Origin of the sequence: Pseudomonas sp. H9 (assembly GCF_004353925.1) — a bacterium.
Classification (GTDB): Bacteria; Pseudomonadota; Gammaproteobacteria; order Pseudomonadales; family Pseudomonadaceae; genus Aquipseudomonas.
In genome coordinates, this window is the sequence record NZ_SMOK01000023.1 from 117,043 (window position 1) to 134,524 (window position 17,482).

18 protein-coding genes are annotated in these 17,482 nt (G+C 58.9%); 9 read left to right on the forward strand and 9 right to left on the reverse strand.

Annotated features, from left to right (window positions below):
* Positions 1-60: 60 nt before the first annotated feature.
* Positions 61-819 (reverse strand): septum site-determining protein MinC, encoded by a 759-nt coding sequence (gene minC, locus E1573_RS18145; protein WP_371925189.1) that lies wholly within the window; start codon positions 817-819, stop codon positions 61-63.
* Positions 820-930: 111 nt separating this feature from the next.
* Here minC and E1573_RS18150 point away from each other — a divergent pair, with 111 nt between their 5' ends.
* Positions 931-1,863, forward strand: a complete 933-nt coding sequence (locus E1573_RS18150; RefSeq protein ID WP_133215959.1) for a lipid A biosynthesis lauroyl acyltransferase — start codon at positions 931-933, stop codon at positions 1,861-1,863.
* Positions 1,864-1,956: 93 nt separating this feature from the next.
* Positions 1,957-3,102 carry a patatin-like phospholipase family protein gene (locus E1573_RS18155; protein WP_133215960.1) on the forward strand — a complete coding sequence of 382 codons (1,146 nt, stop codon included), beginning with the start codon at positions 1,957-1,959 and terminating at the stop codon, positions 3,100-3,102.
* Positions 3,103-3,188: 86 nt separating this feature from the next.
* On the opposite strand, the gene E1573_RS18160 is transcribed toward E1573_RS18155, so the two are convergent.
* Together E1573_RS18160 and E1573_RS18165 are read right to left on the reverse strand one after the other, a co-directional pair.
* Positions 3,189-3,974 carry a VacJ family lipoprotein gene (locus E1573_RS18160; protein ID WP_133215961.1) on the reverse strand — a complete coding sequence of 262 codons (786 nt, stop codon included), beginning with the start codon at positions 3,972-3,974 and terminating at the stop codon, positions 3,189-3,191.
* Positions 3,967-5,265, reverse strand: coding sequence for a serine/threonine protein kinase (locus tag E1573_RS18165; RefSeq protein WP_133215962.1), 1,299 nt, complete (start codon positions 5,263-5,265; stop codon positions 3,967-3,969). The genes E1573_RS18160 and E1573_RS18165 overlap by 8 nt, the downstream gene beginning before the upstream one ends.
* A 243-nt stretch (positions 5,266-5,508) precedes the next feature.
* Here E1573_RS18165 and E1573_RS18170 point away from each other — a divergent pair, with 243 nt between their 5' ends.
* Positions 5,509-5,862: a hypothetical protein gene (locus E1573_RS18170; RefSeq protein WP_133215963.1), complete on the forward strand. Its 354-nt coding sequence runs from the start codon at positions 5,509-5,511 to the stop codon at positions 5,860-5,862.
* Between the two features lie 33 nt (positions 5,863-5,895).
* Here E1573_RS18170 and E1573_RS18175 read toward each other — a convergent pair whose 3' ends face one another.
* A complete protein-coding gene (locus tag E1573_RS18175; protein WP_133215964.1) occupies positions 5,896-7,467 on the reverse strand; it encodes a beta (1-6) glucans synthase in 1,572 nt (523 codons plus the stop codon).
* A gap of 221 nt (positions 7,468-7,688) precedes the next feature.
* On the opposite strand from E1573_RS18175, the gene E1573_RS18180 reads away from it, so the two are divergent.
* From E1573_RS18180 to E1573_RS18190, 3 genes are all read left to right on the forward strand, one after another.
* Positions 7,689-8,537 (forward strand): glycine betaine ABC transporter substrate-binding protein, encoded by an 849-nt coding sequence (locus E1573_RS18180; RefSeq protein ID WP_133215965.1) that lies wholly within the window; start codon positions 7,689-7,691, stop codon positions 8,535-8,537.
* A gap of 192 nt (positions 8,538-8,729) precedes the next feature.
* The gene (locus tag E1573_RS18185; protein WP_133215966.1) at positions 8,730-9,041 is read left to right on the forward strand and encodes a DUF485 domain-containing protein; all 312 of its coding nucleotides are present in this window, start codon (positions 8,730-8,732) and stop codon (positions 9,039-9,041) included.
* Positions 9,038-10,696 carry a cation acetate symporter gene (locus tag E1573_RS18190; protein ID WP_133215967.1) on the forward strand — a complete coding sequence of 553 codons (1,659 nt, stop codon included), beginning with the start codon at positions 9,038-9,040 and terminating at the stop codon, positions 10,694-10,696. Before E1573_RS18185 ends, E1573_RS18190 begins: the two co-directional genes overlap by 4 nt.
* 119 nt (positions 10,697-10,815) lie before the next feature.
* On the opposite strand, the gene E1573_RS18195 is transcribed toward E1573_RS18190, so the two are convergent.
* Positions 10,816-10,968 (reverse strand): DUF3309 family protein, encoded by a 153-nt coding sequence (locus E1573_RS18195; RefSeq protein WP_010224169.1) that lies wholly within the window; start codon positions 10,966-10,968, stop codon positions 10,816-10,818.
* A 231-nt stretch (positions 10,969-11,199) separates the two neighbouring features.
* On the opposite strand from E1573_RS18195, the gene E1573_RS18200 reads away from it, so the two are divergent.
* The 3 genes from E1573_RS18200 (at position 11,200) to csrA (ending at position 12,791) form a co-directional block, all read left to right on the forward strand.
* Positions 11,200-12,036, forward strand: a complete 837-nt coding sequence (locus E1573_RS18200) for an SDR family oxidoreductase (protein WP_133215968.1) — start codon at positions 11,200-11,202, stop codon at positions 12,034-12,036.
* Positions 12,037-12,140: 104 nt separating this feature from the next.
* Complete coding sequence (locus E1573_RS18205) at positions 12,141-12,473, forward strand: YnfA family protein (RefSeq protein WP_133215969.1); 333 nt, start codon at positions 12,141-12,143, stop codon at positions 12,471-12,473.
* A 135-nt stretch (positions 12,474-12,608) separates the two neighbouring features.
* Positions 12,609-12,791 (forward strand): carbon storage regulator CsrA, encoded by a 183-nt coding sequence (gene csrA, locus E1573_RS18210; RefSeq protein WP_133215970.1) that lies wholly within the window; start codon positions 12,609-12,611, stop codon positions 12,789-12,791.
* Here the strand turns inward: csrA and E1573_RS18215 are convergent, their stop codons facing one another.
* From E1573_RS18215 to ngg, 4 genes are all read right to left on the reverse strand, one after another.
* Positions 12,792-13,019 (reverse strand): YheU family protein, encoded by a 228-nt coding sequence (locus E1573_RS18215; protein WP_107025990.1) that lies wholly within the window; start codon positions 13,017-13,019, stop codon positions 12,792-12,794. It abuts the gene before it with no gap.
* Between the two features lie 65 nt (positions 13,020-13,084).
* Entirely contained in the window at positions 13,085-14,320 is a 1,236-nt protein-coding gene (locus tag E1573_RS18220; protein WP_133215971.1) for a hypothetical protein, read from the reverse strand.
* Positions 14,321-14,536: 216 nt separating this feature from the next.
* Positions 14,537-15,721 (reverse strand): osmoprotectant NAGGN system M42 family peptidase, encoded by a 1,185-nt coding sequence (locus E1573_RS18225; RefSeq protein ID WP_133215972.1) that lies wholly within the window; start codon positions 15,719-15,721, stop codon positions 14,537-14,539.
* Positions 15,722-15,735: 14 nt separating this feature from the next.
* The gene (gene ngg / locus E1573_RS18230) at positions 15,736-17,481 is read right to left on the reverse strand and encodes an N-acetylglutaminylglutamine synthetase (protein WP_133215973.1); all 1,746 of its coding nucleotides are present in this window, start codon (positions 17,479-17,481) and stop codon (positions 15,736-15,738) included.
* Position 17,482: the final 1 nt, after the last annotated feature.

The following is a 17,482-nucleotide window of genomic DNA, read 5'->3' on the forward strand; positions in this document are numbered from 1 at the left end:
AAAAAATACAAAAAACGGCAACATGAAAAAAGTTGCGCTGAAAATGGCGGCAAGTATCCGTTAAAGACGAGTGATGTTCAACACGTCACCAGACAGGCTGATCTGTACACCTGCCCCCCACAAAGGATCACGACGCAAGTCTTCCGAGACCTTGTACTGGCCGGCGATCGAGACCATCTCGGCAGTCAACTGCTGGCAGAAGATGCGTGCCCGGGTATTACCCTTGATACCCGCCAGGGCGCGGCCACGCATTGCACCGTACACATGGATGTTGCCATCGGCGAGAAGTTCCGCGCCCGGGCTGACCGACGACACTACCACCAGGTCGCCGCCAGGGGCGTAGATCTGCTGGCCACCGCGTACCGGTGTGGTGATGATTTTGGTCGGCGTGATAACCGGCTCCGGCGGCGGAGCGGGTATAGGCGCAGGTTCTGGCTTCTTCACCTCAGGCTCAGGCTCGACCGGCCGCTCACGTGCGCCCGACGGTGGCAGTACTGGCAGATCGATGGCAATGGCTGCAGCGATGTCTTCGATGCGGTTGGCGCGAATGGCCAGGGTGCGCAGGCCATGATGGCGGCAGACGCGCATGAGCCCTGGCAGGTCAACCGCGCCTTCGCCGGCCGGCAGTTTGTCCAGGGCCAGCACCAGCGGTGTGTTACTGAAAAAATTCGGTGCCTGGGCAACTTTGGCCGCCAACTGCCGGTCGAGGCCTTCGAGGTTGTTCCGGGCAAGCTCGAGCACGGTGATGGCGAGCATGCTGCCCTTGAGCTGGAACACGGGGTCTTGGTCTGGCGTTTGGGTTTGGCTCATGGTCTGCATAGGGCGACTTGTTGCGAAAAAGTGCACAGACTTATAACGAGAACGTCGGTAAGCCGCAACCCGTGCCGAACCGTTGTAGAATGCCCGGCCATTGTCTTTCCGGAATGTTTAATGGATCGCCCGCGTTTTCGTCGTTATTTTCTGCACCCGCGCTTCTGGCCGCTGTGGCTGGGCCTGGGCCTGCTGTGGCTGATCGTGCAGCTGCCGTACCGGGTATTGCTGGTGATCGGCCGTATTCTGGGCGCCTTGATGTACCGGGTGGCTGGGGAACGCCGCTATATTGCTGCGCGCAACCTGGAACTGTGCTTCCCGGAGTTACCGTCCGTCGAACGGAAGCGTTTGCTGAAAGAAAATTTTGCATCCACCGGTATCGCCTTCTTCGAAATGGCCATGAGTTGGTGGTGGCCAAAGGCCCGCTTGGCACGCCTGGCACATATCGAAGGTCTGGAGCACTTGCAGGCGGCGCAGCGTGATGGCCAGGGGGCGATTCTCATGGCCCTGCATTTCACCACGCTGGAAATCGGTGCAGCACTGCTGGGGCAGGAGCACACCATCGATGGTATGTACCGTGAGCACGGTAACCCGCTGTTCGACTATATCCAGCGCCGTGGGCGTGAGCGGCACAACCTCGACTCGCTGGCGGTCGAGCGTGAAGACGTACGCGGCATGCTCAAGCTGCTGCGTGCCGGGCGTGCGATCTGGTACGCGCCAGACCAGGATTACGGCGCCAAGCAGAGCCTGTTCGTGCCGCTGTTTGGCATCCAGGCCGCGACCGTCACCGCCACCACCAAATTTGCCCGCCTGGGCAAGGCGCGGGTGATCCCGTTCACCCAGCAGCGCCTGGCCGATGGCAGTGGCTACAAGCTGGTGATCCATCCACCGCTGGAGAATTTCCCAGGCGAGACGGAGGAAGCTGACTGCCTGCGCATCAACCAGTGGATTGAACAGGCCTTGCACGAGTGCCCTGAGCAGTACCTGTGGGCGCACCGGCGCTTCAAGTCGCGTCCGCCGGGGGAGCCCAAGCTTTACGCCAAGCGGGGTTGAGCCCATCGCGGGGCAAGCCCGCTCCCACAGCACATCGTCGTGGGAGCGGGCTTGTCCCGCGATACATTCACCACCTATTCCCAGGAAGACGTCATGTCAGCACCGATCACAGGATTGATCCTCTCCGGCGGTGGCGCCCGCGCCGCCTATCAGGTCGGTGTGCTGGCGGGTATTGCCGATCTGTTGCCACCGGGGGCGGCCAATCCCTTCCCGGTGATCGTCGGGACGTCGGCCGGGGCGATCAACGCGGTAACCCTGGCCAGTGGCGCGATGCACTTTGCCGATGCTATCCGCCGTTTGACTGCCTTCTGGCAAGGCTTTCGCAGCCATCAGGTGCTGCGCAGCGACTGGCCGGGGGTGATTCGCCAGGCCAGTCGCTTTGTCGGGCATAGTCTGCTTGGCCTTGGTGCGCCAGTGCCGGTGGCGCTGCTCGACAGCACGCCGCTACGGCACTTGCTCAACGAGCACCTGGACTTGCAGGGCATTGGCTGTGCACTGGAACAACAGCACCTGCATGCGGTGGCGGTAACCGCCTTCGGCTATGAGTCTGGCCAGGCGGTGACCTTCTTTCAGGGCAGGGGAGCGATTGATCCCTGGCTGCGACACCGTCGTATCGGCCTGCCCACTCGTTTGAGTGTCGAGCACTTGCTGGCCAGTTCGGCGATTCCGCTGTTGTTTGCACCGGTCAAACTGGGCGAGGAGTATTTTGGCGATGGCGCGGTACGCCAATCGGCCCCCATCAGCCCGGCTCTGCACCTGGGGGCCAGCCGCGTGTTGGTGGTCGGGGTCAGTGGTAACCCACAGCGCCCGGTCGAGGGCGAGCCACGCTCGCGCATCTTCAGCGGGCAGCAGCCGAGCCTGGCGCAAATCGGCGGGCACATGCTCAACAGCACTTTCATTGACAGCCTGGAAGACGATATCGAGCTGCTGCAGCGCCTCAACCACCTCAGTCACCTGATGCCCGAGCACTTGGAGCGCCGGCGCCTGGGCCTGGCACCAGTGGAGGTACTGGTGGTCGCGCCGAGCCAGCCGCTGGATGAAATCGCCGCACGTCATCGCCGCGAACTGCCGGCTGCTCTGCGTTTGTTCCTGCGCGGCCCGGGTGCAACGAAAACCAGCGGTGCCGGGGTACTCAGCTACTTGCTGTTTGAAGCCGGTTACTGCAGTGAACTGATCGAGTTGGGCAGGCGCGATGCGCTGGCCAAACGCCGCGAGCTGTGCAACTTCCTCGGCCTGTAAATCTCCCCGGTAGGAGCGGGCTTGCCCCGCGATAGCGGTGTAAATGACAAATCGCTATCGCGGGGCAAGCCCGCTCCTACCAGCAGTTATTCGGCGATCTGCAGTTTGCGGGCTTCGGTGTAGACGTAGCGGACCTTCTCGTATTCGAACGGCGAGTTCAGCTGGCCGTAGCGGAAACGGGTCGTGTAGCGCTTGTCGACGGCCCGTAGTACCACCACTTCCGGATGATTGCTGCTGACTTCGGCAACGTTCAGGAAGTTGATTGCGTTCTCGGCACTGAAGTCCACCGCCAACCCACCGGTGTCACGGATGTTCGATGGCCCGAGGATCGGCAGCATCAGGTAAGGGCCGTCGGGTACGCCATAAAAGCCCAGGGTTTGGCCGAAGTCTTCACTCTGATGGGGCAGACCCATTTTGCTCGCCGGGTCCCACAGGCCGGCGACGCCGATGGTGGTGTTGAGGATCAGGCGCGCCGTGATCTCCATCGAGCGTTTGCCTTTGAACTGCAGCAGGCTGTTGAGCAGGTTGGGCACATCGCCCAGATTGCTGAAGAAATTGCTCACGCCACTGCGCACGAAGCCTGGGGTGATGTAGCGGTAACCATCGACCACCGGCAGGAATACCCATTGGTCGAAGCGGTAGTTGAAATGGTAGATCCGCCGGTTCATCGACTCCCACGGGTCATAGACGTTCAACGCTGCCAGCGTCGAGCGTTCGAATTCACGCTGGTCCAGGCCTGGGTTGAACTTGAGTTCTTTGAGTGGCTCGGTGAAGCCGTCGGCTTCAACCACGCTGGCACGTGGAGCGGTTTCTTCGGCCTGGGCCAATCCACTGGCCAGTAGTGCAGTCATGATCAGTAGGCGTTTAACCACGGAAAAACTCCAGCATGGCGTCGCTGTTGACGCGGTAGTTGATGTTGCCGCAATGGCCTCCATGGGGGTAAAGGGTCAAGCGATCACCAAATGTCTTGCGTAAAAAGCCAATGTCGCCGGGGCCGAGAATGACGTCATCGGCGTTGTGCATCACAGCGATCTTGGTGCTCTGTTTCAGGTAGTCCTGAAGGGCGTACAGGCTGACCTGGTCGATCAGTTGCAGCAGGCTGCCGCCATCGGTGCGGGCGCGCCACATGGGAATGACTTGTTCGGTCATGTAGCAGTCGAAGTCGCACTGCAGGGCACGCTTGAAAAACGGTGTAAGGCTGCTGCTTTCGGTGATCGGGTATTTGGGTGGAATGATCAGGCCGCGACGGTTGACCAGGTCGGAGGTGAATGCAATGTCGGCGGCCGAGAAGCGGAACGACGTGCCGATGACCATGGCCATTTGCTCGTTGGTCAGGTGTTGGCGCGACTGTTGGAAATCGTAGAGCAGGGCGTCATTGAGGTCGATGTAGCCTTTTTGCTGGAAGTAACGCGTGAGCTTGCTCAGCACCAGCTCGTAGAACGTCGTGCTGCTGGTAACGCCTTTGACTTCGGTCTGCACCAATTTGTCGAGGTTGGTGATTGAGGTGTAGAGGTTGACCGGTGGGTTGAGCAACAACACGCGCTTGAAGTTGAAGCTGCGCCGGGTTTCGTCGAGATGGCTGACAAACGCTGCATCCAGGGCGCCCAAGCTGTATCCGCTGAGGTAGTACTCGGTGACCGGCAGGCGCGGGTGTTGCGCGCGCACGCCTTGCATTACACGGTACAAGTCTTCGGCGTCATCACTGGTGACGCCTGGGGTGGCATAGCGCGAAGCGGAGGTAATGAAGTCGAAGCTGGTGGGCGACGACAGTTGCACCACGTGGTAGCCGGCCTTGTAGAACAGCTTTTTCAGGTACTCATTGAGGCTGCTGGTGTAGGGGGCCCCGGTGCCGGCAATGAGGAAAATCAGCGGTGCCGGATGATCTTGCCGGGCAATCCGGTATTTGAGCTTTTTCACCGCCCAGAAATTGTCGGGCAGGGTGAAGGCGCGCTCCGGGCGCATGTTCAGGCTGTAATCGGACTGGGTGATCTCATCATCGCTGGGCAACTGCGGGCGCAGGTCGGGTGGCGTCGTGGTGATGGTCGCCTCGAAAGGGTTAGTCAACGGGTAGCCGTAACTGGCGGCGTCGATGTCTTGTGCCGAAGCGGACGCGCTCAGGATGAGGCCGCCCAACACGGCGGCGCGGCGTAGTAATCGAAGCATGCGAGTCCCCAAATAAAAGCAGCAGCAAAGTGTGTTACGCAGGCTAGGACCATCGTGTCCCTGGCAAAGTTGCCTGGCGCTCCGGCATTTATCGCCCAAGATGTTGCCGTTTTCGCATTGGCTACAGCAACAATTGGTTCCATTTATCTTGTGTTCAAAGTAGTCGAGGCTGGCGCTTTTGCCTTGCATAGACGGCTCGGCGCATTATGCTGGGCGCCGATTTCGTAGATTCCGGAGTTTTGCATGTCGCGCCGTTTGCCGCTGATCATTTTGTTGCTGTTTCTGCCTTTGTGGCTGGCGGCCAGTTACGGGGTGCGCTATGGCCTGATGGAAGATGCGCAATGGGTGGGCATTTGTGCCGAGCAGGCGCAAGTGTGGCAATGCCAGGCGCGTTCGACCTTGGGCCTGCTGATTCATTTTCGGGTGATCGCCTGGACCGCGCTGGGCCTGGCATTGTTGGCGCAGGTGGTGCCTGCGCGGGCAGGTTGGCGTTTGGCGGTGCTGGCGCTGGTGTTCGGGATTCCAGCCTTGGTGCTGTACAGCGCCAGCGTTGCAGTGTTCGCCGTAGTATTGGCGGGCTTGCGGTTGGTACGGTAGGAGCGGGCGTGCCCCGCGATTGCGGACCGTCAGCTACATAGTATCGCGGGGCAAGCCCGCTCCTACTCGTAGGCTACGCCACAACGCGCCAACCATCAGCACGCTGACTGCGGCCCAGACCAGTGCCTGCTGGTTGTTCAAGCCTTCACGGTACAGCTGCGGTGCAATGCCAGCGCCAATGATGAAGGCCAGCAGGCCGATCTCGGCGCGCCGCCCGCGTACCGGCCGCAACAGGTACACCACCGCCGGCAGCATCAGCGCCGCACTCGGGAAGCTGCGGTAGCGTGGGTCGAACACCAGCGCCAGCATGCTCACCGCCGCCGCAAACCCAGCCGCCAGCAGCCACCAACCGGCGCGTGCCTCCAGCCAGGCAAAAGCGCGCTCACGCCAGCCCTGGCGTTGCGCCAGAGCCAGCGCCGCGTGGGCCAGTACGATCAGGTTCAATCCAGCCAATAGCGCAGCCCAGATCCACTCACCGACAAAGCGACTGTTGATCCGCACCAACTCACCCCACAAGCCCAGGCAGGCGGCGCCCAAGGCAGCCAGCAGTGGCAACAGCAGCGCTGCACGGGTGCTGCCGACGCGACCGGCCAGCAACAAGGTCGCGGCGAACAGCACGCCGCACGCGATCAACCACTGTGGCCAGAACACCAGGTTGCTGACCGGGCCTTCAAGAATGCCTTTGTCCTGGCGGTCGGCGTCGTACAAGCCCCAATAGCCGCCTACTGCGCCTTCGCTGGCACGTTTCCAGGGTTGGTCAAAGGCTTCAATCAGGTTGTAGTGCCAACCGTGTTGCTCGGCCATGGCGACAAAGCCGCGAATGAAGCGTGCTTCATTGACCCGGCTGGGCACTGCGGTTTCACGTTGACGCCCTTCGCTGGGCCAGCCTGTTTCGCCAATGACGATGTCTTTGGGGGCGAAGCGGTTACCGAACACCTGGCGAATTTCGCCGACATGCGCCAGTGCCTCGTCGATCCCGCTGGGATCGTCTTCCCAATAAGGCAGCAGGTGAATGGTCAGAAAGTCCACAGCCGGAGCAATTTCCGGGTGCTGCAGCCAGAATTCCCAGACATCGGCGTAGGTGACCGGCACGCTGACCTGGCTTTTCACCCGGTTGATCAAGGCCGCCAACTGCGGGCCAGTGACTTCTTTGCGCAGCAGGGTTTCGTTACCGACAATCACCGCTTTGACCACGTCGGGGTTGGCATTGGCTGCAGCGATCAGGGCGGTGACCTCTTTTTCGGTAACCACTTTGTCGGGACCGATCCAGGCGCCGAGCATCACTTTCAATCCATGCTTACGCGCCAGCGCCGGGATGCCTTCGAGCCCGGTCATCGAGTAAGTGCGGATGCATTCGAAGCGTTGGGCCAACAAGGCCAGGTCGGCATCCATGCGCGCCGGGCGCAGCTGGAAAGGCTGGTCGAACGGCGATTGGTCTTTGTCGAACGGTGTGTAGGACGCGCACTGCAGTTTGTGCGAGGCACTGGCCGCATCAGGCAGCACCACTGGTTTGCCCAGCCCATACCAGAGCCCCCCCAAGGCAAACAGGCCAAGCAGGCAGGCAAACAGATAGGGCAGCAGCGGGAAGCGGGCAGTCGGGTGCATGGATCAGACCGTCAGGGAGCAAAGCCGCCAATAGTACCTGTAAATGGCGCGGGCTAAAGCCTTGGCAGGCAAAGTTAGCAGCGGTGGATGTTGCTTGATGTAACGACACGGCTGGCAATGTGATGTCGCTTCTCGATCTGTTGGAGGTCGTTGTCAGAGCAGGTCAGGGCAGGTCAGCGGTTGATGATGCAGCTTCCGTGACGTGACGAGGGGAAGCTTTGATGAACATGCGACGACTCCTGGGAGTAGGCACCGCGCTGGCCTTGGCCATCGGCGCTGCGCAAGCGATGGCCAAGGAAGTAAGCATCGGCTACGTCGATGGTTGGTCTGACAGCGTGGCGACGACCCATGTGGCGGCTGAAGTGATCAAGCAAAAGCTCGGTTACGACGTCAAGTTGATGCCCGTGGCCACCGGCATCATGTGGCAGGGGGTGGCAACCGGTAAGCTCGACGCCATGCTCTCGGCCTGGTTGCCGGTAACCCATGGTGAGTACTGGGCCAAGAACAAGGACAACGTGGTTGACTATGGTCCGAACTTCAAAGACGCCCGGATCGGCTTGATCGTCCCTGAATACGTCAAAGCGCAATCGCTGGCTGACCTGAAGGCCGACGACAGTTTCAAGAAGAAAATCGTCGGTATCGATGCCGGCTCCGGGGTGATGCTCAAAACCGATCAGGCCATCAAAGACTACGACCTGAGCGGCTACAAGCTCCAGGCTAGCTCCGGTGCGGCCATGACCTCGGAACTGGGGCGAGCCTATGCCAAGCACCAATCGATCGCCGTGACTGGTTGGGTGCCGCACTGGATGTTCGCCAAGTGGAAGCTCAAGTTCCTCGATGACCCTAAAGGCGTGTACGGCGCTGCAGAAACCGTCAACAGCATCGGTAGCAAGGAACTGGCAAGTAAGGCACCCGAGGTGGCGGGTTTCCTGAAAAAATTCAACTGGCAGTCCAAGGATGAGATTGGTGAGGTCATGTTGGCCATTCAAGAGGGCGCAAAACCCGAAGCTGCGGCCAAGGACTGGGTAGCCAAACACCCCGAGCGCGTCGCTGAATGGACGACGCAATAATCGCTTGAAGCTTCTAGCTCAAGTCTTTCAGAGCCATCGCACCCTCCAGGGTGCGATGGCTTTGTCTTTTGTTGGCTATTACCGAATCGGTAAAACAGTTTTGCATCTAAGACTAAGGTCGTCTGGAGTGCGTCCAAAGGCAGCATAAAGTGGAGGCGGTACTACCCAATCTGTGCTGCGAGGACAAAAACAATGAACGACAGCATTTATCTCTCGATACAAAACAGCTCGCGGTTTAAAGAGCTGGTGTCAAAACGCGAACGATTCGCCTGGATTCTCTCGGCGATCATGCTCGGCCTCTACTCCGCTTTCATTTTGTTGATCGCCTATGGCCCGCAGGTATTGGGTGCCAAGCTTAGCCCTGAGTCTTCGATTACCTGGGGGATTCCTCTGGGGGTTGGCTTGATTCTCTCGGCATTTGTACTGACCGGCATCTACGTGCGCCGCGCCAACGGTGAGTTCGATGAGATGAACAAAGCGATCCTCAAGGAGGTTCAGCAATGATCCGGCGTCTACTGGCAACCCTGGCCTTCGGCATTTTCGCACCTGCCGTCTGGGCCGCCGACGCCCTCACCGGCGAGGTGCATAAACAACCGTTGAACATTTCGGCGATCCTCATGTTCGTCGCCTTCGTCGGTGGCACGCTGTGCATCACCTATTGGGCTTCCAAGCGCAATAATTCGGCATCCGACTACTATGCCGCTGGCGGTAAAATCACCGGCTTTCAGAACGGCCTGGCGATTGCTGGTGACTACATGTCGGCAGCCTCGTTCCTGGGTATTTCCGCGCTGGTGTTCACCTCCGGCTACGACGGTCTGATCTACTCGATCGGCTTTCTGGTGGGCTGGCCCATCATTCTGTTCCTGATCGCAGAGCGTCTGCGTAACCTCGGTAAGTACACCTTCGCCGACGTTGCCTCGTACCGCCTTGGGCAGAAAGAAATCCGCACCCTGTCGGCCTCTGGCTCGCTGGTGGTGGTGGCGTTCTACCTGATTGCGCAAATGGTCGGTGCAGGCAAGCTGATTCAACTGCTGTTCGGCCTGGACTACCAGGTTGCAGTTATCCTGGTCGGCATCCTGATGTGCCTGTACGTGCTGTTCGGCGGCATGCTGGCGACCACTTGGGTACAGATCATCAAGGCCGTACTGCTGCTCTCCGGTGCCAGCTTCATGGCGCTGATGGTAATGAAACACGTCAACTTCGACTTCAACGCGCTGTTCTCCGAGGCCATCAAGGTTCACCCGAAAGGTGAAGCGATCATGAGCCCGGGTGGTCTGGTGAAAGATCCGATTTCGGCATTCTCTCTGGGCTTGGCGCTGATGTTTGGTACCGCTGGCTTGCCGCATATCCTGATGCGCTTCTTCACCGTTAGCGATGCCAAAGAAGCACGCAAGAGCGTTTTCTATGCAACCGGTTTCATTGGTTACTTCTACATCCTGACCTTCATCATCGGCTTTGGCGCGATCCTGCTGGTCAGCACCAACCCTGACTTCAAAGACGCTGCTGGCGCTCTGATCGGTGGTAACAACATGGCAGCGGTGCACCTGGCCAACGCCGTCGGCGGCAGTGTGTTCCTCGGCTTTATCTCGGCTGTAGCGTTTGCGACCATCCTTGCGGTGGTGGCTGGCCTGACATTGGCGGGTGCTTCGGCGGTGTCTCACGACCTGTACGCCAGCGTGATCAAGAAAGGCAAGGCCAACGAGAAAGACGAGATCCGCGTCTCGAAGATCACCACCATTGCTTTGGCTGTATTGGCGATCGGTCTGGGTATCCTGTTCGAAAGCCAGAACATTGCCTTCATGGTCGGCCTGGCATTCTCGATTGCTGCCAGCTGCAACTTCCCGGTACTGCTGCTCTCGATGTACTGGAAGAAACTCACCACCCGTGGCGCCATGATCGGCGGCTGGATGGGGCTGGTCAGCGCAGTGGCACTGATGATCCTCGGCCCAACCATCTGGGTACAGATCCTCGGTCACGAGAAGGCGATCTACCCGTACGAGTACCCGGCGCTGTTCTCGATGATCATCGCTTTTGCAGGGATCTGGTTCTTCTCGATCACTGACAAGTCCAAAGCGGCTGATGAAGAGCGCGCGCTGTTCTTCCCGCAGTTCGTACGTTCGCAGACTGGCCTGGGTGCCAGCGGTGCGGTGTCGCACTAAGGCGAAAGGCAGCCTTTGGCTGCCTTTCTAGCGGCAAGCTTTGAGCTACAAGCCGCAAGTTGGGGCAGTACGCGTACTGCTTTAGCTTGCGGCTTGTAGCTTTTTGCTTATAGCTGTCTCTAAATCTTACCTAGCAACAACAAGATCAACAGGATGATCAGCACGGTACCGATAATGCCGGAGGGGCCGTAACCCCAGCTTCTGGAGTGCGGGAATACAGGTAAGCCACCGATCAACAGCAGTATCAGGATGATGATGAGAATGGTGCCCATGGCGGTATCCTTGTTTGACTTGTGGGATCAGGCGTATCAGTACAATCCTTCTGTTCGGTCATGGGTTTCACGACCGCCTGTTAATTCCGACTCCTGCCCGCCGCGAAAAGTTTAATTCGCCCGTTTCACCGTCTTTTGCCCGGGGCATTCAGCATCCTGATACAGCGTGGGTGCCCGGCCTGCCTTCGCTACACTGGCGATACTTTCAAGAACCGTAAAAGGCATCGGTCTATGCAAAATCGCATGATGATTACTGGCGCAGGCTCCGGGCTGGGCCGTGAAATAGCACTGCGCTGGGCCCGCGAGGGCTGGCAGTTGGCGCTGGCGGATGTCAACGACGTGGGGTTGAAGGAAACCCTGGAGCTGGTCAAACAGGCCGGTGGCCAAGGTTTTGTGCAGCGTTGTGATGTGCGTGACTACAGCCAGCTGACAGCCTTGGCCCAGGCCTGTGAAGAGAAGCTCGGTGGTATCGATGTCATCGTTAACAATGCCGGCGTTGCGGCGGGTGGCTTTTTCTGTGAATTGTCGCTGGAAGATTGGGAGTGGCAGCTGTCGATCAACCTGATGGGGGTGGTCAAAGGCTGCAAGGCCTTCCTGCCGCTACTGGAACGCAGCAAGGGCCGAATCATTAACATCGCCTCGATGGCAGCGTTGATGCAGGGGCCGGCCATGAGCAACTACAACGTGGCCAAGGCCGGTGTGCTGGCACTCTCGGAGAGCTTGTTGGTCGAGCTTCGCCATCAGCAAGTGGCCGTGCATGTGGTGTGCCCATCGTTCTTCCAGACCAACTTGCTGGATTCGTTCCGTGGGCCGACCCCGGCCATGAAGGCTCAGGTGGGTAAATTGTTGGAAAGCTCACCGATCAGCGCTGCCGATATTGCCGACTATATCTACCGGCAAGTCGCCGATGAGCAGTTCATGATTCTGCCCCATGAGCTGGGGCGCGAAGCCTGGCAGGTCAAGCAGCGTGATCCGCAGCGGATCTACGATGAGATGGCCAGCATGGCCGATAAGATGCGCGCCAAAGCAAAGTCGGTGGGAGCGGGCTTGCCCCGCGATACGATGTGACTGACAAACCGCTATCGGGGGGCAAGCCCGCTCCTACCGAGCAACTTCGCCCTTGAACTAATCGGCTATCCTAGGCGCCTTTTTTATTGACCGGGATACCTGGTGTGATCAATTACCTGTGGTTCTTCCTCGCGGCGGTCTTCGAGATCGCCGGTTGCTATGCCTTCTACATGTGGTTGCGCCTGGGCAAGAGCGCCTGGTGGATTGCCCCGGCATTGCTGAGCCTGACGCTGTTCGCGCTGATCCTGACTCGCGTCGAAGCGGCCTACGCCGGCCGCGCGTATGCCGCCTACGGAGGTATCTATATCGTCACGTCACTGCTATGGCTGGCACTGATCGAGCGCGCGCGACCGCTGGGCAGTGACTGGATCGGTGCACTGTTATGCGTACTGGGTGCCAGCATCATTGTGCTGGGGCCTCGGCTACAAAGTGCGTGAACGAGCAAAAACTACGAAATACTGTAGGTAAATTCGTCAAATAAAGTGGGAATTGTCTATTTGGATGGCGGTGGATTGAAGCCGTCTGACACCGCGTGCAGTCTCAAAGTCCTCAGTCGTGTGGAGGATTTGAACATGTTGGTTATAGGACGCGAAGTCGGCGAAGTCATCGCCATCAACGAACATATCAAGATCAAAGTGATTTCAGTGGAGGGCAACGTGGTGCGCTTTGGTATCAGCGCTCCGCGTCACATCGAAGTGCACCGTGCAGAAATCTACCGGCGCATTACCGAGCAGGCGGCCAAGGATGTGAGCTGATCAGTCGAACAGTTCCTTGGGCACATCGTGCTTGGCCAGCAGTTGGCATTGCTGGCTTTCAAGGTCGAACAGAATGAAGGCCTGCTTCTTCGCCAAAGCCTGGCGCACACGCAGCACACGGGTTTCCAACGGCGTATCGTCGCCATTGTCGGTGCCGTCACGGGTGACAAAGTCTTCGATCAGGCGGGTGAGGGTTTCGGCTTCCAGTTGGTCGTAGGGAATCAGCATAAACAGGACAGGTTTGGCGAAGTGTGCACCTATGCTACGCGAAACCTGTCCTGACTGTGTAGGCGCTAGCCCACCACCCAGAGAACTTCGTTCCAAACTGTGAACAGGATTTCATTGTTTTTCAGCGCGTTAACCAGCGGATAGGGAGGCAAAATCGCGTTGTCATTACGCGTAAATTTAGCTGAACCATTTTCACCGAAAGTGGTGTCTGGAACACCATCAGCCCCCATTCGGTTAATCGAAACTAAGTTATCCGAATATCCGGCATGCACAATTCGGTATGCATCACCTTGGCCTTGAGAGGCAAGCGCAAAAAAGTTCTGCAGGCCATCGTTCGGCCATTTCAACTCAAGCGGTTTGCCATTGTTGAATTCAGGGTCCGGGTCGCCCTGGTGAGTCCATCCGAACAGGTGCCTACCCTCAGGGATGTCCGCGACGACTTTTAGCGTATTCGCGGCATCGAAGAAAGGCCCTTGGGAAATATTGTTTGCGGTGTTCTTAATGACGGGCGATTTAAACTCCGGGTCCAACGCACCCTCAGGCGTCACTCTAATTAACCTCACATTCATTTCAGAGCCATGAGAGGGTACCTCGTAAACAAGAAGTGTCAGATTTGATAGCGTTTTATCAAGGCTCGCCCCTCTAAAGTAATACTCACCCTGACCGGTAGGTCTGTAGACAAAGAATCCTTGATTGCCAAATTCTTCATCCAAATGACCGCTTTCAGTAATTCGGGCCACGAGGGTGCCGTTGTAAACTTCGCTATTAAAGAAAACGGTAGCCACCAAATACAGCTCACCTTGGCCAGTAATTATTTCCACTAGTCCAAAATCAGCTGCTGCTTTGGTTTCGTCATTGTCTTTTGAACGTTTCGAATTTTTCGATGGCGTATCAATATTCCTCAACGTTGCATTAAGATGGCTGATATCGACGATGCAAACTCCCCCTTTGCCGAAATCGTAATCAGGGAGCCCGCTTGAAAGGTAGCGACGGATTTCAATCGAGGCGCCGGTCAAGGCATAGGAGTGCAAGATGCGCCCTTGGTTATCGAATGCGCCTGCGCCCATTCCAAACAGGTTCAGCCTGCCGCTGTCTGCAAAAGAATCATCCAACTTTCCAGCGTGATCGTATTTGACAACAAATTGCTCTGTACCAATGATAAGTGCACTTATGTATACGCTTTTTTCGTCAACCTGCGTTCTCAGGATGTTGGTAAGTTCAGGCGCTTCGCTATTTACTTTCACACGCCCACCATTGAACGCCTGTTTTAAGTCTCCGGGGCGCTTTGTGTTGGTTGTCATTTTATTTTCCTCTCACTCATGGGGTTAGTTTAAAGCCAAGTTGCCTCCTGAATTTATGCCCCGCGGTCTTAGGTGTCACCTGGCAGAACTAACAGTTGACAGAGTTGCAAAAGCAAGTTTTTGGCACTTATGCTGGGTGTGCGACAGCTGCGAATTTGATCTGTTCGCACGCGAAAGTTGCGGGCATGCCACAACGCCAGTCAGCGCTAGCCTGTTTTAATTCTGGTTACCGATAAGGCTATCAACCGCAGGCACCCGAGTGTCACTCCCCATCTGTGTTTCATGTTCCAACTGATGGCTGAAGCTTTCCAGTGAGCTGCCGGTGGCTTGCGAGTCGCTGGCAAACACTGGTGGGCTGAGCAAGTAGGCTGTCAGCAGGCGGCTCAGCGCGGCCAGGCTGTCGATATGGGTACGTTCATAGCCGTGGGTGGCGTCGCAACCAAAGGCCAGCAGGGCAGTGCGAATGTCATGGCCGGCGGTGATGGCGGAGTGGGCGTCGCTGAAGTAATAACGAAACACATCCCGTCGTGCGGGTAGTTCATGCTCGCGTGCCAGTTTGAGCAAGTGCCGCGACAGGTGATAGTCATAAGGGCCCGCTGAGTCTTGCATGGCCACGCTGACGGCATGCTCACTGGAGTGCTGGCCCGGGGCGACGGGGGCAATGTCGATGCCGACGAATTCGCTGACATCCCACGGTAAGGCGGCGGCTGCGCCGGAGCCGGTCTCTTCGGTGATGGTGAACAGCGGGTGACAATCGATCAAGGGCTGCGCGCCGCTGTCGACCACGGCCTTGAGAGAGGCCAACAGGGCGGCAACCCCCGCTTTGTCATCCAGATGGCGGGCACTGATGTGACCGCTCTCGGTGAATTCGGGCAAGGGATCGAAGGCGACGAAGTCACCGATATCCACCCCCAGGGTTTGACAGTCCGCACGGGTGGCGCAGTAAGCATCCAGGCGCAATTCGATGTGCTCCCAACTCACCGGCATTTGGTCGATGGCGGTGTTGAACGCGTGCCCACTGGCCATCAACGGCAGCACGCTGCCGCGTAGCACACCGTTATCGGTGAACACACTGACCCGGCTGCCTTCGGCAAAGCGGCTGGACCAACAGCCGACAGGCGCCAACGAGAGGCGGCCGTTGTCCTGGATAGCGCGGACACTGGCGCCAATGGTGTCCAGATGTGCTGAAACCGCGCGGTCCGGCGAGCTTTGGCGACCCTTGAGGGTGGCGCGAATGGTGCCGCGTCGGGTCAGTTCGAAGGGGATTCCGATTTCGTCCAGGCGTTCGGCGACGTAGCGCACGATGGTGTCGGTAAAGCCGGTGGGACTGGGGATGGCAAGCATCTCCAGCAAGACTTTCTGCAGGTAATTCAGGTCCGGTTCCGGGAGTTGTTCAGACATGCGGCCTCCTGTATTCAAGCGAGCGACCGGCTGTGTGGAAACAGCAGGTCGATAAAGCGTTCGGCGGTGGGTTGCGGGTCGTGGTTGGCCAGCCCGACGCGTTCATTGGCTTCAATGAACACGTGTGCAGGTTGATCAGCGGCGCTCACCATCAGGTCCAGGCCGACCACCGGGATATCCAGCGCGCGAGCCGCGCGAATCGCCGCATCGGCCAAGGCCGGGTGCAAGCGTTCGGTGACATCCTCCAGACAGCCGCCGGTGTGCAGATTGGCAGTACGGCGCACCACCAGGCGCTGGCCCGCCGGCAGTACCGTGTCGTAGTCGACACCTGCGGCGTGCAGGGTACGCTGGGTTTCGTCATCCAGCGGAATACGGCTTTCGCCGCCGGTGGCCGCTTGGCGCCGACGGCTGTGGGCTTCGATCAAGGCACCGATGGCGTGCTGTCCGTCACCAACAATCTGCGCTGGATGGCGGATGGCCGCGGCGACCACTTCAAAGCCGATCACCACGATGCGTAGGTCCAGGCCTTCATGAAAGCTTTCCAGCAACACGCGGCTGTCGAAACGTCGGGCAGTGTCGATGGCCTGGTTGATGTCCTCAAGGTTCGTGAGGTTCACCGCTACCCCCTGACCTTGCTCGCCATCCAGCGGCTTGACTACCACGGCGCCGTGCTCTTCGAGAAAGGCCAGATTGTCATCGGCATTGCCTGCCAGCTGTTGCGCCGGCAGTTGCAGACCGGCGTTTTTCAACACCTTGTGAGTCAGGCTTTTGTCCTGGCACAGGGTCATGCTCAGCGCAGTGGTGAGGTCGGTCAACGATTCGCGGCAGCGTACCCGACGCCCGCCGAGGCTGAGGGTGAATAGCCCGGCCTCGGCGTCATCGACTTGTACGTCGATGCCACGTCGGTAGGCCTCTTCAACAATGATACGGGCATACGGATTGAGCCCGGTTTCCGGGCTTGGGCCAAGAAACAGTGGTTGGTTGATGCCATTCTTGCGCTTGATCGCAAAGGTCGGCAGGGTGCGAAAGCCCAACTTGGCATAGAGCCGCTTGGCCAGGCGGTTGTCGTGCAACACCGACAGGTCTAGGCAGCTCAGGCCGCGGCTCATGAAGTGCTCGATCAGGTGACGCACCAGTACCTCGCCGACACCGGGGCGAGTGCACTGTGGGTCCACCGCCAGGCACCAAAGGCTGCTGCCATGTTCGGGGTCGTCGAAGGCTTTGTGATGATTCAGGCCCATGACGCTGCCGATCACCGCGCTGCTGTCTTCATCTTCAGCCAGCCAGTACACCGGGCCACCCTGATGGCGTGGGGTCAACAGCGCCGGGTCGACCGGCAGCATGCCGCGGGCCAGGTACAGGGCGTTGATCGCTTGCCAGTCGCTGCTGCTTTGCGCGCGGCGAATACGAAAACCGCGGAACACCCGTTGCGCCGGGCGGTAGTCGCTGAACCACAGGCGCAGGGTATCGGAGGGGTCGAGGAACAGTTGCTGCGGGGCTTGAGCCAGGACCTGCTGTGGGGCCGCTACGTACAGAGCGATATCGCGTTCCCCGGGTTGTTCGCTTTGCAGGGCCGTGGCCAGGGTTGCGGCATCGGGGTAGGTGTGGCCGATCAGCAAGCGCCCCCAGCCGCAATGCAACGAGCGCGGCTGGTCGTGAGGGTCGCTGCCATCGCCGGCCAGTTGCGCCTGCAAGCGCTCATACGACGGCACCTGGCCGCGCAACAGGCGCTGGCCATAGGGTGAAGTGTGGGCTTTCATC

Bases quoted from the DNA above. Each gene is read 5' to 3' on its own strand.
- minC (WP_371925189.1), bottom strand. From the start codon at position 819: ATGCAGACCATGAGCCAAACCCAAACGCCAGACCAAGACCCCGTGTTC.
- E1573_RS18150 (WP_133215959.1), top strand. From the start codon at position 931: ATGGATCGCCCGCGTTTTCGTCGTTATTTTCTGCACCCGCGCTTCTGG.
- E1573_RS18155 (WP_133215960.1), top strand. From the start codon at position 1,957: ATGTCAGCACCGATCACAGGATTGATCCTCTCCGGCGGTGGCGCCCGC.
- E1573_RS18165 (WP_133215962.1), bottom strand. From the start codon at position 5,265: ATGCTTCGATTACTACGCCGCGCCGCCGTGTTGGGCGGCCTCATCCTG.
- E1573_RS18170 (WP_133215963.1), top strand. From the start codon at position 5,509: ATGTCGCGCCGTTTGCCGCTGATCATTTTGTTGCTGTTTCTGCCTTTG.
- E1573_RS18175 (WP_133215964.1), bottom strand. From the start codon at position 7,467: ATGCACCCGACTGCCCGCTTCCCGCTGCTGCCCTATCTGTTTGCCTGC.
- E1573_RS18180 (WP_133215965.1), top strand. From the start codon at position 7,689: ATGAACATGCGACGACTCCTGGGAGTAGGCACCGCGCTGGCCTTGGCC.
- E1573_RS18185 (WP_133215966.1), top strand. From the start codon at position 8,730: ATGAACGACAGCATTTATCTCTCGATACAAAACAGCTCGCGGTTTAAA.
- E1573_RS18190 (WP_133215967.1), top strand. From the start codon at position 9,038: ATGATCCGGCGTCTACTGGCAACCCTGGCCTTCGGCATTTTCGCACCT.
- E1573_RS18195 (WP_010224169.1), bottom strand. From the start codon at position 10,968: ATGGGCACCATTCTCATCATCATCCTGATACTGCTGTTGATCGGTGGC.
- E1573_RS18200 (WP_133215968.1), top strand. From the start codon at position 11,200: ATGCAAAATCGCATGATGATTACTGGCGCAGGCTCCGGGCTGGGCCGT.
- csrA (WP_133215970.1), top strand. From the start codon at position 12,609: ATGTTGGTTATAGGACGCGAAGTCGGCGAAGTCATCGCCATCAACGAA.
- E1573_RS18215 (WP_107025990.1), bottom strand. From the start codon at position 13,019: ATGCTGATTCCCTACGACCAACTGGAAGCCGAAACCCTCACCCGCCTG.
- E1573_RS18220 (WP_133215971.1), bottom strand. From the start codon at position 14,320: ATGACAACCAACACAAAGCGCCCCGGAGACTTAAAACAGGCGTTCAAT.
- E1573_RS18225 (WP_133215972.1), bottom strand. From the start codon at position 15,721: ATGTCTGAACAACTCCCGGAACCGGACCTGAATTACCTGCAGAAAGTC.
- ngg (WP_133215973.1), bottom strand. From the start codon at position 17,481: ATGAAAGCCCACACTTCACCCTATGGCCAGCGCCTGTTGCGCGGCCAG.